Here is a 13,895-nt window from a genome sequence, read left to right as displayed (position 1 = left end):
GCTGCGCCGCCGGGTGCACGAGCTGGAACGGGACTACCTCGCGGAGTCGCGCCGCCAGGAGCGGCTGGAGGCCCGGCTCGCGCTGCTCGGGCAGCTGGCCGCGGACCTGCTGCGGGAGATCGGCGAGGGCGCGGGCGTCGGCGAGCTGGAACAGGCCCGCTGGTCCCGCGAGTTGGACCGGGTGGACGCCGAACGGGAGTCGTACGGCGAGCAGTTGCGGGCGTCGCGGCTGCGCGCGGTGGAGCTGACGGTGGCTCAGGGGCAGGCCGAGCTGGCGCTGGCCCGGGCCGAGGAGGAGCCGGCCGAGCTGCTGGCGTTCGTGGAGCTGTCGGTGGAGTGCGCCGCGCCGGGCCGGTTCCTGGCCCGGGTGGGGCATCTGACGGCGTGTGCGCTGTGGCGTCCGGCGTACCGGGCGGAGCTGCTGGGCGGCACGCTGCGGCTGGAGACCGAGGCGGTGGTGTGGCAGCGCACCGGCGAGGACTGGTCGGGGGTGCGGCTGACGCTGTCCACGGCGCGGTCCGCGTCGGCGGGCGAGCCGCCGGCGCTGGCCGAGGACCGGCTGGTGCTGCGGGAGCGTTCGGCGCAGGAGAAGAAGACCGTCGAGGTGGAGCTGCGCGAGCAGGCGATCGCCGACGCGGGGCCGCTGGAGCCGGGCCTGCCGGGCGTGGACGACGGCGGCGAGGTGCGGGTGCTGCGGGCCGCGGAGCCGGTCACGGTGCCCTCGGACGGGCGGGCGCACCGGGTGCCGGTGAGCGCGTTCGAGACCGCGGCGCGCAGCGAGTTCGCGGCGGCGCCGGAGCTGTCGGAGCTGGTGACGGAGGTGGTGTCGTTCGCCAACGCCTCGGGGCACGCGCTGCTGGCCGGCCCGGTCGACCTGGTCCGCGGCTCGGGCTACACGGGCCGCGGCGCGCTGGAGTTCACCGCGCCGGGCGCGCCGGTGCGGCTGGCGTTCGGCGGGGCGGACGGCCTGCGGGTGGTGCGGGAGTCCGAGGAGCGCCGCGAGGGTGCGGGCCTGGGCGGGCAGCGCACCCTGCTGACCCGCACGGTGCGCCTGCACCTGTCGCGGTTCTCCGCGCCGGGCGAGGACGCCGAGCAGGTGGTGACGGTCCGCGAGCGGATCCCGGTGTCGGAGGTGTCGGCGGTGGAGGTGCGGCTGCGCAAGGAGCGCTGCTCGCCGCCGCCGGACGAGCTGGACGCCGACGGCATCGCCCGCTGGGAGGTGCCGCTGCCGCCGGGCGGTCGGCGCACCGTCACGCTGGTGTACGAGGTGTCGGCGGCCGCGAAGGTGGCGGGCCTGTGAGCGGCCTCTCCCGACGGCCCGTCAACTCCGGTACAAAAGAGACATGATCTACCATCTCGCCCCGCTGGACGACTGGCTGCGCGACCCGGGCCGGCCGTACACCGCCGCCTCGCTGCTCACCGAGGGCTTCCTGCACTGCTCGCCGGACGAGACCACGGTGCTGGCGGTCGCCAACCTGTTCTTCCGGGACAGCCCGGATCCGCTGATGGCGCTGCTGATCGAGGAGCGGCTCGTCGAACCGATGGTGAAGTGGGAGGCGGCCACCGGCGGGCCGCCTCCCGGCAGCACCCCGGGGGTGCTGTTCCCGCACATCTACGGGCGGCTGAACCGGACGGCCGTGGTCGGCCTGGAGAAGCTGGAGCGCGGCCCGGACGGGACGTGGGCCGCGCTGCGCCCCTGGAGCTGAGCCCCGGGCCCGCCCGGCCGCACGGCCCGGGCGGGCCCTACAGCCAGCCGCGCTCGCGGGCCGCCATCCCGGCCTGGAACCGGGTGGTGGCCCCGAGTTCGCGCATCAGGCCCTGCAGGCGGCGCTGGGTGGTGCGGGCGCTCCAGCCCAGCGAGCGGGCGATCGACTCGTCGGTGAGGCCGGCGGCGAGCAGCCCGAGCAGCTTCAGGTGGTCGGAGTCCGGGCCGGGCCCGTCGCCGCCGCCGATCACCGTCTGCAGCGGCACGGCCCGCTCCCACTCGGCCTCGAACAGCGCGTCCAGGGCCTGCAGCAGCGCGGACGGGTGGATGACGTACGCGGCGTCCAGCACGCTGTCGCCGACGCTGATCGGGATGATCGCCATCTTGTCGTCGGCCATCATCATCTTCATCGGCAGCACCGGCCGGACCCGGGCCTCCTCGCCGTCCTCGACGCCGGTGAGGATCTCCTGCTCCAGCCGCCCGGGCCAGGCGATCGCCTCCTTGTCGAAGACCGTCCGGATCCGCACCCCGGCCTTGAGCTTGGCCCGCTGCCGGGGCTGCTCCACGGTCGGGTCCTGGACGTACGGCGGGCAGTCGAAGCCGCGGATCTGGTACTGGCCGGATTCCACCAGGTGCTCCAGGCGCTGGGCGATCGCCTCGCCGCCGGTGAGCACCTCCACCGAGTGCGCCGGGTCGGTGTACCGGGACGCCTCCCGGAACGCGTCCATCAGGCGGTGCATCTCGGCGCGGGCCGAGCGCAGTTCGGCCTCGCGGTGGCCGATCAGGGTGCCGATGGCGACGTCCGGGGCGACCGCCAGGTAGCGCTCCCGGTCGACCGGGGCGCGGGTGGCCATGCCCTGTTCGGCGAGCCGGTCCAGGGCCTGCCGGCACTGGTCGAGCGTCAGGCCGCACTGTTCGGCCAGCTCCTGGGCGGTCGACTGCGGCGTGACGACCAGCGCGGCGTACACCTGGCCGTCGGGCCGGCCGAGGCCCAGCACGGTGAATGCGTCGAGCATGTGCTTCCTTCCCCCGCCGCCCCGTCCCCTGACGCGGTGGCGCACTTCCGCCACGCGTCGGGGCGAACTTCGGTGGCAATCTTCTGCCAACGGGTCGAACGATAGCAAGGCCGCACGGCGCGCCTTGGCCAAGTACCGGCAAAGAGCTCCGTACACGCCGAGAGCCCGCCCGCCGTGACGCGGCGAGCGGGCTCCCTCGGCGGGTCGTTACAGCCCGACCTCGTTCATCAGCGCCCCGACCTCGGGGTTGGTCAGGCGGCGCAGCCAGCCCGACTTCTGGTCGCCGAGCGAGATCGGCCCGAACGCGGTGCGCACCAGCTTCTCCACCGGGAAGCCGACCTCGGCCAGCAGGCGGCGCACGATGTGCTTGCGGCCCTCGTGCAGGGTCACCTCGACCAGGTAGTTCTTGCCGACGTTCGAGACCACCTTGAAGCTGTCGGCCCGCGCCCAGCCGTCCTCCAGCTCCACGCCCTTGGCGAGCTGCTTGCCCAGGTCGCGCGGGATCGGGCCCTGGATCGCCGCCAGGTACGTCTTGGTGACGCCGTACTTGGGGTGGGTCAGGCGGTGCGCCAGCTCGCCGTGGTTGGTGAGCAGGATGAGGCCCTCGGTCTCGGTGTCCAGCCGGCCGACGTGGAACAGCCGGGTCTCCCGGTTGGTCACGTAGTCGCCCAGGCACTGCCGGCCCTCGGGGTCCTCCATGGTGGAGACCACGCCGGCCGGCTTGTTCAGCGCGAAGAACAGGTACGACTGGGTGGCGACGGTCAGGCCGTCGACCTTGATCTCGTCCTTCATCGGGTCGACCCGCAGGCCCTGCTCGACCACGAGCCTGCCGTTGACCTCGACGCGGCCCTGCGCGATCAGCTCCTCGCACGCCCGACGGCTGCCCATGCCGGCCCGGGCCAGCACCTTCTGCAGGCGCTCGCCCTCCTCGCCGACCTGCTTGCCGGGGCCCTCGTGCCGGGCCAGCACCCGGTCCTCGATCCGGCCCTGCAGCTCGCGGGAGCGCTGCGGCTGGCGCCGCGGGTCGCCCGGCGCGCCCTGCCCGTCCCGGCGCGGCCGCGGAGCCGCCCCGGGCTTGCGCGAACCGTACGCGCCGCGCCCGGGCGTCGCGTTCGGGCCGCCGCCGTACTCGGGACGGTCGTACTTGCGCTCCTCCGGCCGCAGCGGCCGGTCCGGGTAGCGGCGCTCCTCGCGCCCGCTGCCGCCGCGCGACGACCCGCCGCCGTACGAGCCCGAGCCGCCCCCGTAGGAGCCCGACCCGCCGCCGTACGAGCCCGAGCCGCCGCCGCGGGACTGCCCGCCGCGGCCGCCGCCCTGGCCGTAGGACGAGCCGCCCCGGCCGCCCTGTCCACCCCGGCCCTGACCGCCGCCGCTGTTCCTGCCGTTGCCACTGCTACGCATCAAAATGTCCGTACGTCGTATCCGTCTGGGTCCGGTCGGCCTGGTTCGGCCCCTCCTGTGCGGCGGCGACCGCCTGCGCGATCATCGTGCCCTCCAGGGACTCCGCTTCCACGTCGTCGACCTCGGGCAGGAAGGGCGCGAGCTCCGGCAGCTCGTCCAGGCCGCGCAGCCCCATCCGTTCCAGGAAGTAGTTCGTCGTCCGATACAGGATCGCTCCGGTCTCGGGCTCGGTGCCGGCTTCTTCGACCAGTCCTCGCTGTACCAGGGTACGCATCACGCCGTCGCAGTTCACACCACGGACCGCGGAAACCCGCCCGCGCGACACCGGCTGCCGGTACGCGACCACCGCCAGCGTCTCCAGCGCGGCCTGCGTCAGCCGGGCCTGCTGCCCGTCCAGCACGAACCGCTCCACCGCCGCCGAGCAGTCCGCCCGGCTGTAGAACCGCCACCCGCCGGCCACCTGCCGCAGCTCGAACCCGCGCCCCTGCGCCGTGTACTCCGCCGCCAACTCCCGCAGCGCGGAAGCCACTTCGCGCGGCGCCGCCTCCAGCACCGATGCCAGGTGCGCCTCCGCGACCGGCTCGTCGGCGACCATCAGCACCGCCTCCAGCGCCGCCCGCAGCGGCACCCCGGCCGTCCCGGCCCCGGGCTCCGGATCCGGCTCCGGCTCGGGGGCGGGTACGGGTTCGTGGCCCGGCTCGGGCAGGGCGAGGACCCGCTCGACCGGCTCCACCCGCTCGCCGTCGGGGTAGGCCGACTCCTGCCACTCGCCGGGCCGGGCCTGCCCGGGCAGGCCGAGCGTCCGCCGCGGCCGCTGCTCCGTCATCGGGTACCGCCTTCCTCGCCGCCGCCCGCCGGGCGGTCGAACTCGTCGGTCACCTCGACCGTCCGGTCCCCCTCGGCGACCCAGCGCACCACCAGCTCCTCCAGGGCCTGCGGCTGCTCGAACGCCAGCACCTTCTCCCGGTACAGCTCCAGCAGCGCCAGGAACCGCGCCACCACCACCAGGTCGTTCTCCGCGTCCGCGACCAGCCGCCCGAAGGTCGCCTCCCCCAGCGCGCTCAGCCGCTCCACCACCAGCGCCGCCTGCTCCCGCACGCTCACCGGCGGCATGTGGATGTGGTCGACGTACACCACCGGCTTCGGCTTCGGCGTGAACGCCTTCGCGGCGAGTTGCGCGAACCGCTCCAGCCCGACCGTCAGCACCACCTCGGGCAGCAGCTCCGCGTGCCCCGGCTCCAGCCCGGCCGTCCGCGGCCGCCGCGCCGCCTCCGCCGCCCAGCGCTCGGCGAACAGCCCCGCCACTTCCTTGTACGCCCGGTACTGCAGCAGCCGCGCGAACAGCAGGTCCCGCGCCTCCAGCAGCGCCAGGTCCTCCTCGTCCTCGACCTCCGCCGCCGGCAGCAGCCGTGCCGCCTTCAGGTCCAGCAGGGTCGCCGCCACCACCAGGAACTCGGTCGCCGCGTCCAGGTCCCACTCCGGCCCCATCGCCCGGATGTGCGCCACGAACTCGTCGGTGACCTTCGACAGCGCCACCTCGGTGACGTCCATCCTGTGCTTCGCGATCAGCCCGAGCAGCAGGTCGAACGGCCCCTCGAAGTTCTCCAACCGGACCTGGAACATAACGTCCGATTCTGGCACGGGAGATCCGGGCCCGAGGGGTGCGAAACCGGTGGGCGCGCGGGGGCGCCGCGATCGCGGCCCGGGCAGTGACGCGCACCTGGACGCGCCCCGCCGTCAGCGCCCGCGCAGCCTTCGCACCAGGATCGACGCCTCGCCCCGCTGCTCCAGGTCCGCGAGCACCACCGAGATCGCCTCGCGCACCACCCGCCCGCGGTCCACCGCGAGCCCGTGCTCGCCGCGCAGCACCAGCCGCGCGTGCTCCAGGTCCATCAGTTCCTCGGCGGACACGTACACGGTGATCTTCTCGTCGTGCCGTTCCCGCCCGGACGGGCGCCGGGCCCGCCCGCGGCCGCGCACCGTCGTGGTCGCCGCCGCCCGTCGTGCTGCCTCTGCGGGGTCCTCCGCGCGCCCCGCAGGGGCAGTCTGGGGCTCCGGCCGGGCCGCCGGGACGTCCGCCGTGCGGCCCGTCCCGGCCCCGCCCTCGTTCGCCTTCGGGGGTTCCTGCGCCGCCCCGGAGGGCGCGCCGCCGGAGCCGTTCCCGTTTCGCGCGAGCGAGGGCGACAGGGCCATTCCGCCGGTCGCCCGGAACAGTTCGTCGGCCCCCGGGAGACTCACTCGACGGGGCGGCACCGGTCGAGCACCTCCCTGGCGAGCTGGCGGTAGGCGGCGGCGCCGACCGAGTTGGTGGCGTACGTGGTGATCGGCTCGCCGGCCACGGTGGTCTCGGGGAACCTGACGGTCCGTCCGATGACGGTGTGGAAGACGTGCTCGCCGAACGCCTCGACGACCCGGGCCAGCACCTCGCGCGAGTGCACGGTGCGGGAGTCGTACATGGTGGCGAGGATGCCGTCCAGGCGCAGTTCGGGGTTGAGCCGCTCGCAGACCTTCTCGATGGTCTCGGTGAGCAGCGCGACGCCGCGCAGCGCGAAGAACTCGCACTCCAGCGGCACGATGACGCTGTGAGCGGCCGTCAGGGCATTGACCGTCAGCAGGCCCAGCGAGGGCTGGCAGTCGATGATGACGTAGTCGTAGTCGGGCAGCAGCGGCTTGAGCGCGCGGGCCAGCGCGGACTCGCGGGCGACCTCGCTGACCAGCTGCACCTCGGCGGCGGACAGGTCGATGTTGGACGGCAGCAGGTCCATGCCGGGGATGGCGGTCTTCAGCAGGACCTCATCGGCCGTCAGACCCCGCTCCATGAGCAGGTTGTAGACCGTGACGTCGAGTTCCATCGGGTTGACGCCGAGGCCGACGGAGAGCGCGCCCTGCGGGTCGAAGTCCACCAGCAGGACCCGGCGGCCGTACTCGGCGAGTGCGGCGCCCAGGTTGATGGTGGAGGTGGTCTTGCCGACTCCGCCCTTCTGGTTGCACATCGCGATGATCTGCGCGGGGCCGTGTTCGGCGATCGGCGCGGGGATCGGGAAGTACGGCAGCGGCCGGCCGGTCGGTCCGACCCGCTCGCGGCGCTGGCGGGCCGCGTCGGGGGCCAGCGTGGCGGCGTACTCGGGATCGGGCTCGTACTCGGCGTCCGGGTCGTCGTAGGGCCCGTAGCCGAGCTCGTTGTAGGCCAGTCCGTACGCCGCGAAGTCGGCGTCGTAGTCGGTGGCGGCTGTCGCCGCGCTCTGGCGGGCCTCGAAGGTGCGGACCGCGACCGAGCCGACCTCCTGCGCGCCCACCGTGGAGTGCCGGGCTTCCTCGTTCGGCTGCCCGGCGGAGAGCTCCGCCAGTCCTGGCTGACCACCCCCGGGAGCAAATGTCGACTCATTCACAAGTCGTCTTACCTCCTTGGACATCCAGGACTCTATGTCGATTCGTCAGCGTGGCAGCATGCCAACGGTTTGCGACTCTAGGCCGTTTCGGGCATTCGCAGCAACACAATCCACGGTAGTGGGCTGCTGGTGTCGGCCGGTCACCCACCCCGTGTCAAGACATGACCCTAACGTTTCCTCGCAGGCGGCGGGCCATGAGGGGGCGTCAGGTGTCCTTGTCGACAGAGCGGGTGACAAACCGCACCGGAATTGACCGCCCGTGGACACCCCGAGGACGCCCCGGGCCGTTACGGGCATGCCGAAGCCCCCGGCCGAAAGGGGAGGACGGCCGGGGGCGACAGCAGGTGAGGGGGCGTCAGGCGAGGACGCTCTCCAGCGAGACCGACTCCAGGCCGAAGGCCTCGGCGACGGCCGGGAAGGTGATCTGGCCCTCGTGCACGTTCAGGCCCTTGGCGAGCGCGGCGTCGCGGCGCAGCGCCTCCTTCCAGCCACGGTTCGCCAGCTCCACCACGTACGGCAGGGTGGCGTTGGTGAGGGCGTAGGTGGAGGTGTTCGGGACGGCGCCCGGCATGTTCGCCACGCAGTAGAAGACCGAGTTGTGGACCTGGAAGGTCGGCTCGGCGTGCGTGGTCGGGTGCGAGTCCTCGAAGCAGCCGCCCTGGTCGATGGCGATGTCGACGAGCACGGAGCCCGGCTTCATGCGGGAGACCAGCTCGTTGGTGACGAGCTTCGGGGCCTTGGCGCCCGGGATCAGCACGGCGCCGATGACCAGGTCGGCCTCGACGACGGCCTTCTCCAGCTCGAAGGAGTTGGAGACGATCGCCTTGATCTTGTTGCCGAAGACCTTGTCGGCCTCGCGCAGCTTGTTGATGTCGCGGTCCAGCAGGGTCACGTCGTAGCCCATGCCGATGGCGATGGTGGCCGCGTGCCAGCCGGAGACGCCACCGCCGATGACGACGGCCTTGGCCGGGTGGGTGCCGGGCACGCCGCCGGGCAGCACGCCGCGGCCGCCGGTCGGGCGCATCAGGTGGTAGGAGCCGACCTGCGGGGCCAGCCGGCCCGCGACCTCGGACATCGGGGCGAGCAGCGGCAGCGCGCCGTTCGGCAGCTGCACGGTCTCGTACGCGATCGCGGTGGTGCCGGACGCGACCAGCGCGTCGGTGCCGGCGCGGTCGGCGGCCAGGTGCAGGTAGGTGAAGAGGGTCTGGCCCTTGCGCAGTCGGTGGTACTCCGACGCGATGGGCTCCTTCACCTTGAGGATCATGTCGGCCGCGGCCCACACCTCGTCGGCGGTGGGGAGGATGGTCGCACCGGCGGCCACGTACTCCTCGTTGGGGATCGAGGAGCCGACACCGGCGTTGTCCTCGATGACGACCTCGTGTCCGTTGCGGACCAGCTCATGCACACCGGCAGGCGTGATGGCCACGCGGTACTCGTGGTTCTTGACCTCGCGGGGGATGCCGACCTTCACGGCTAACACGTCCTCTTGCCATGGGGGATTCCTACCGGGGGAAGACCGGCGGGGACGCACACGACGGGCACAACGGGGCAACCGGTGCATAGATCCATGCGCGACTGAGTTCGATTGTAATGAAGCCCAGGCGGCGTGTCAGCCTTCCAAAGCGAACAAATCAGCTCGACCCATTGGCAGGTTCGTAGGCTTGCACGCCTCCTGAGGCCATATTGCGGGGCAAACCCCGCACTCAAGACACTACTCCGAAAGTGGACGAAGTCCCTCCCGGCCGAGGTGCTCCTGGAGCCGCGCGGCGAGCGCCGCGACCTGCCGCTCACCGTCCGCGTCGCCGGTCCGCCGCAGCACCGCCGCCGCCGACCGGTACTCCCGCAGCGCCTCCTCGAAGCGCCGCAGCGCGGTGTGCGCCTCCGCCGCCCGCACCAGCAGCCGCGCCTCCGCCGCCTGGTCGCCGACCGCCTGCCGCAGCACCAGCGCCCGCCCGTACGCGTCCGCGGCGCGCAACGGGTCGCCGAGCGCCCGGTGGCAGTGGCCCACGCCCTCCAGCGCGCGGGCGCAGCCGCTCTCGTCGCCCGCCCCCGGGACAGGTCCACGGCCCGGCGGTAGCGCTCCGCGGCCTGCTCCCAGCGCCCCGCCTCGGCCTGCAGGTCGCCGAGGTTGAGCAGCGCGGCCGCGGCCCGGCGCGGTGCGCCCTGCCGCTCGGCCACCTTCAGCACCGACTCGTGCAGCGCGTGCAGGTCGGCCGGCGCCGCCTCGCCGGTCAGCGGCAGCGCCCGCAGCAGGGCCGCCACCAGGCGGCCCGCGGTGCCGTCCAGGTCGCCCTGGCCGACGGCGTCCGCGACCGCGGCCAGCAGGTGCTCGCGCTCCCCCAGCAGCCACTGCCCGGCGTGCGCGGCCGACCGCAGCCGCAGCGGGCCCGGCAGCGGGTCCGGGTTCGGCCCGGCCGCCGGATCCAGCAGCAGCCGCGCCGAGTCGACCAGCCGCACCAGGCGCTCCAGCAGCCGGGCCCGGGCCAGCTCCAGCTCGGACGGCCGGTCCGCCTCGGCGCGCAGCTCCACCAGCCGCCCGTACAGCCGCCCCGGCACCCGGTAGCGCTCGGTGCCGTCGGCCGCCGCCGGCTCCCGTTCCAGCAGCTCCAGCTCGGCCAGCGCGGCCAGCCCCGCCCCGGCCTCCGGCGCCGGACAGCCCACCAGCGCGGACGCCGTCCGCAGGTCCACCCGCTGGCCCGGCGCGAGCGTGCACAGCCGCAGCAGCCGCGCCCGCGCCGCCGGCAGCCGCCGGTACGCGGGCTCGAACGCGCCCCGCAGCGGATCCCCCTCCACCACCGGCACCGTCTCCGGCCGCTCCGGCCCCTCCACCACGGCGCGGGAGCGCTCCCGCACCTGCTCCGGCGACTGCCGCAGCCGGGCCGCCGCCTCGGTCACCGCCAGCCGCGGCTCGGTCCGCAACCAGCCCGCGGCCAGCCGCAACGCCGCCGGACGGTTCGCGCACGCCTCGGCGAGCTCCGCCGCGCCGACCGGGTCGCAGGAGATCCGGGTGCCGCCGACCAGTGCGGTCAGCAGCTCGACCGCCGCCCGGTGCTCCAGGCCCCCGAGGATCACCGGATCGATGCCCTCGATCCCCGTCAGCGGCCCCGCAGTGGTCGCCAGCAGCACCGACTCGGTCTTCTCCGCCAGCAGCGGCCACACCTGCCCGGCGTCCCGGACGTCGTCCAGCAGCAGCAGCGCCCGCCGCGGACCGAGGGCCTCGCGCAGCGCCTCGCACGCCGGGTCCTCCTCGGCGGCGCCGGGCAGCAGCGCGACGCCCGGCCGCTCACCGAACTGGTCCAGCAGCATCCGGGCCGCCCGCCCCGGCCCCACCCTGGTCCCGTCCGGCGCCGACAGCCGCGCGTACAGCAACCCGTCCGGGTACTGCTCCGCGACGCTGCGCGCCCACTGCACCGCCAGCGCGGTACGGCCCGACCCGGCCGGCCCGCCAGCACCAGCAGCCGGCCCGCCCCGGCGCGGGCCGGCCGCGGCCACCGTCAGCGCCGCCAGCTCCGCCACCCGCCCGCCGAACGGCCGGGCGCCCGCCGGCAACGCGTCGAAGATCCCGGCCGCCGCTTCCTTCGCCACCCGCGCCACTCCCGACCCGTCGCCCAGCGCCCCGGACCCGCACACCGAGCCCTGTCCGCGAAGCGTAGTTCGACCACCCCGCCCCGCCGAGACACCCGGTCCCGCCAACCCCCACACCACCCCCCGGCCCAACCCCCGGCCCAGCCGAACGGAGGACGCCGACACCCTCCCCCGCACGAAGCACGCCGCCCTCGACGGGCCGGAGCACGCTGCCGCCGCAGGCCGGAACGCCCCCTGTTCCCCGCGAAGCGGAAGCCGGCGCCGCCCGTCAACTCCCGCCCCCGCGCGAGGCGGCACGGCCGGGATCCGCCCCGCTCAGCCCACCTTCCGCTCCCGCGCGGAGCGCGCCGCTCAGAACGGCCGGGCCGGCCAGGGGGCGTCGGCGGGGCGGAGGGCGTCGACGCCGCCGCGGGCGAGCGCGGTGTGCAGGGCGAGGGTGCCGGTGACCAGGGTGGGGTTGTGGAGTTCGCCGGCCAGGACCAGGTCGACGAGCTGTTCGAGCGGAACCCAGGAGGATTCGAGTTCGAGTTCTTCGCCGTGCGCGGCGTAGCGCTCCCCCTCGGCCTCGGACAGGTCGGTGGCGAGGAACAGCCGCAGGGCCTCGTCGCTGCCGCCGGGCGAGGTGTAGAAGTCGACCAGGACGCGCCACTGCCCGGCCTTGCAGTAGGCCTCTTCGAAGAGTTCCCGCTGCGCCGCGTGCAGCGGGTTCTCGCCGGGCACGTCGAGCAGCCCCGCCGGCAGTTCCCAGAGCCGGTGCCGGACGGGGTGCCGGTACTGGCGCAGCACGAGGACGCGGGCCTGCTGGTCGACGGCGAGGACGGCGACCGAGCCGGGGTGGATCTGGTAGTCGCGCTGGGCCCAGCTGCCGTCGGGCATGCGGACCTGTTCGCTGCGCATGCCGGTCATCCGGCCCTGGAAGGGCGTGTGCCCGTCCCGGACGTCCCACTCCTCGGCCACGTCGCGCATCCCGGTCATCGGACACCACCCCTTCTCGTCAGTTAGACGCAATCTACCGGACGGGACGCCCCCGACACGCCGAAGCCGCCCGCCCCGGAGCGAACTCCGGGACGGGCGGCTTCCCAGCGGGGACCGTCAGCCGACCTTGCGGTCGATCGCCGCGGCGACCAGGCCCGCGAACAGCGGGTGCGGCCGGGTCGGGCGGGACTTCAGCTCGGGGTGGGCCTGGGTGGCGACCAGGTAGGGGTGGACCTCGCGCGGGTACTCGACGTACTCGACCAGGTCGCCCTTCGGGGAGAGGCCGGAGAACTGCAGGCCGGTCTTCTCCAGGTCGGCGCGGTAGGCGTTGTTGACCTCGTAGCGGTGGCGGTGGCGCTCCTCCACGTACTGCTCGCCGCCGTACACCTCGCGCACGATGGAGCCCTCGGCGAGCTTCGCCGGGTACAGGCCCAGGCGCATGGTGCCGCCGAGGTCGCCCTTGCCGTCGACGATGGCGAGCTGCTCGGCCATGGTCGAGATGACGGGGTACTTGGCGGCCGGGTCGAACTCGGTGGAGTTCGCCTCGGGCAGGCCGGCCAGGTTGCGGGCGGCCTCGATGACCACGCACTGCAGGCCCAGGCAGAGGCCGAGCAGCGGGATCTTGTTCTCGCGGCCGTAGGTGATCGCGGCGACCTTGCCGTCCACGCCGCGGTCGCCGAACCCGCCGGGGATGCAGATCGCGTCGACGTCACCGAGCTGCTGCTGCGCCCCCTCGGGGGTCTCGCAGTCGTCGGAGGTGACCCACTTGATCTCGACCCGGGCGTTGTTGGCGAAGCCGCCGGCGCGCAGCGCCTCGGTCACCGACAGGTAGGCGTCCGGCAGGTCGATGTACTTGCCGACCAGGGCGACCTTGACCTCGTGCTGCGGCTCGTGGACGCGGCGCAGCAGGTCGTCCCAGACGGTCCAGTCGACGTCGCGGAACGGCAGGTCGAGGCGGCGCACCACGTAGGCGTCGAGGCCCTCGCCGTGCAGGACCTTGGGGATGTCGTAGATCGACTTGGCGTCGATCGCGGCGACCACGGCCTCCTCGTCGACGTCGCACATCAGCGAGATCTTGCGCTTGATGGCCTGCGGGACCTCGCGGTCGGCGCGCAGCACGATCGCGTCGGGCTGGATGCCGATGTTGCGGAGGGCGGCCACCGAGTGCTGGGTGGGCTTGGTCTTGAGCTCGCCGGAGGGGCCGATGTAGGGCAGCAGCGAGACGTGCACGAAGAACACGTTGTCGCGGCCGACCTCGTGGCGGACCTGGCGGACGGCCTCCAGGAACGGCAGCGACTCGATGTCGCCGACGGTGCCGCCGACCTCGGTGATCACCACGTCGACGTCCTCGGTCGCCATCCGGCGGATCCGGGACTTGATCTCGTTGGTGATGTGGGGGATGACCTGGACGGTGTCGCCGAGGTACTCGCCGCGCCGCTCCTTGGCGATCACGGTGGAGTAGACCTGGCCGGTGGTGACGTTCGCCGAGCCGTGCAGGTTGGTGTCGAGGAAACGCTCGTAGTGACCGATGTCGAGGTCGGTCTCGGCCCCGTCGTCGGTGACGAAGACCTCACCGTGCTGGAACGGGTTCATGGTGCCCGGGTCCACGTTGAGGTAGGGGTCCAGCTTCTGCATGGTCACCCGCAGGCCGCGGGCCTTGAGCAGGGCGCCGAGGCTGGAGGCGGTGAGGCCCTTGCCGAGCGAAGAGGCGACACCCCCGGTGACGAAGAGGTGCTTGGTCGTCACGGCGCGGCCGTTGGCCGACTTGCCGGAATGGGGCTGTGCCAAGAGGGGGCTCCCGTGGGTGTCGTGTCGGAGAGTGAC

12 protein-coding genes are annotated in these 13,895 nt (G+C 73.8%); 2 read left to right on the top strand and 10 right to left on the bottom strand.

Going from position 1 to position 13,895, the window contains the following annotated elements:
* On the top strand, positions 1-1,300 hold a 1,300-nt coding region (locus KCH_RS27195), incomplete at its 5' end, for a DUF4139 domain-containing protein (protein WP_035867320.1).
* 43 nt (positions 1,301-1,343) lie between these two features.
* Positions 1,344-1,706, top strand: coding sequence for a DUF952 domain-containing protein (locus KCH_RS27190; protein WP_035867318.1), 363 nt, complete (start codon positions 1,344-1,346; stop codon positions 1,704-1,706).
* A gap of 37 nt (positions 1,707-1,743) precedes the next feature.
* Here KCH_RS27190 and KCH_RS27185 read toward each other — a convergent pair whose 3' ends face one another.
* From KCH_RS27185 to KCH_RS27140, 10 genes are all read right to left on the bottom strand, one after another.
* Positions 1,744-2,721: a helix-turn-helix domain-containing protein gene (locus KCH_RS27185; RefSeq protein ID WP_035873977.1), complete on the bottom strand. Its 978-nt coding sequence runs from the start codon at positions 2,719-2,721 to the stop codon at positions 1,744-1,746.
* A 207-nt stretch (positions 2,722-2,928) separates the two neighbouring features.
* On the bottom strand, positions 2,929-4,122 hold the full coding sequence (locus tag KCH_RS27180; protein ID WP_035867314.1) for a pseudouridine synthase: 1,194 nt from the start codon (positions 4,120-4,122) through the stop codon (positions 2,929-2,931).
* Positions 4,115-4,717: an SMC-Scp complex subunit ScpB gene (gene scpB / locus KCH_RS27175; RefSeq protein ID WP_244305704.1), complete on the bottom strand. Its 603-nt coding sequence runs from the start codon at positions 4,715-4,717 to the stop codon at positions 4,115-4,117. Before scpB ends, KCH_RS27180 begins: the two co-directional genes overlap by 8 nt.
* 227 nt (positions 4,718-4,944) lie before the next feature.
* Positions 4,945-5,745, bottom strand: a complete 801-nt coding sequence (locus KCH_RS27170; protein ID WP_035867311.1) for a segregation and condensation protein A — start codon at positions 5,743-5,745, stop codon at positions 4,945-4,947.
* A 114-nt stretch (positions 5,746-5,859) separates the two neighbouring features.
* Complete coding sequence (locus KCH_RS27165; RefSeq protein WP_051654052.1) at positions 5,860-6,315, bottom strand: hypothetical protein; 456 nt, start codon at positions 6,313-6,315, stop codon at positions 5,860-5,862.
* A 41-nt stretch (positions 6,316-6,356) separates the two neighbouring features.
* Positions 6,357-7,418: a ParA family protein gene (locus KCH_RS27160; RefSeq protein ID WP_035867306.1), complete on the bottom strand. Its 1,062-nt coding sequence runs from the start codon at positions 7,416-7,418 to the stop codon at positions 6,357-6,359.
* A gap of 448 nt (positions 7,419-7,866) precedes the next feature.
* Positions 7,867-8,982, bottom strand: a complete 1,116-nt coding sequence (gene ald, locus KCH_RS27155; RefSeq protein WP_035867300.1) for an alanine dehydrogenase — start codon at positions 8,980-8,982, stop codon at positions 7,867-7,869.
* 2 nt (positions 8,983-8,984) lie between these two features.
* A complete protein-coding gene (locus tag KCH_RS27150; RefSeq protein ID WP_157032203.1) occupies positions 8,985-11,096 on the bottom strand; it encodes a hypothetical protein in 2,112 nt (703 codons plus the stop codon).
* Between the two features lie 351 nt (positions 11,097-11,447).
* Complete coding sequence (locus KCH_RS27145) at positions 11,448-12,071, bottom strand: NUDIX domain-containing protein (RefSeq protein WP_035867297.1); 624 nt, start codon at positions 12,069-12,071, stop codon at positions 11,448-11,450.
* A gap of 117 nt (positions 12,072-12,188) precedes the next feature.
* Positions 12,189-13,859, bottom strand: coding sequence for a CTP synthase (locus tag KCH_RS27140; protein WP_425268829.1), 1,671 nt, complete (start codon positions 13,857-13,859; stop codon positions 12,189-12,191).
* Positions 13,860-13,895 lie beyond the last annotated feature (36 nt).

This window comes from Kitasatospora cheerisanensis KCTC 2395, assembly GCF_000696185.1.
Lineage (GTDB): Bacteria > Actinomycetota > Actinomycetes > Streptomycetales > Streptomycetaceae > Kitasatospora > Kitasatospora cheerisanensis.
Note: the sequence above shows the minus strand (reverse complement) of the source record. Positions and strands in the feature narration are given on the sequence as shown.

Excerpts from the sequence above, each read along its gene's own strand:
- KCH_RS27180 (WP_035867314.1), bottom strand. The coding sequence starts at position 4,122 with ATGCGTAGCAGTGGCAACGGCAGGAACAGCGGCGGCGGTCAGGGCCGG.
- KCH_RS27190 (WP_035867318.1), top strand. The coding sequence starts at position 1,344 with ATGATCTACCATCTCGCCCCGCTGGACGACTGGCTGCGCGACCCGGGC.
- KCH_RS27165 (WP_051654052.1), bottom strand. The coding sequence starts at position 6,315 with ATGGCCCTGTCGCCCTCGCTCGCGCGAAACGGGAACGGCTCCGGCGGC.
- scpB (WP_244305704.1), bottom strand. The coding sequence starts at position 4,717 with ATGGTCGCCGACGAGCCGGTCGCGGAGGCGCACCTGGCATCGGTGCTG.
- KCH_RS27170 (WP_035867311.1), bottom strand. The coding sequence starts at position 5,745 with ATGTTCCAGGTCCGGTTGGAGAACTTCGAGGGGCCGTTCGACCTGCTG.
- KCH_RS27145 (WP_035867297.1), bottom strand. The coding sequence starts at position 12,071 with ATGACCGGGATGCGCGACGTGGCCGAGGAGTGGGACGTCCGGGACGGG.
- KCH_RS27185 (WP_035873977.1), bottom strand. The coding sequence starts at position 2,721 with ATGCTCGACGCATTCACCGTGCTGGGCCTCGGCCGGCCCGACGGCCAG.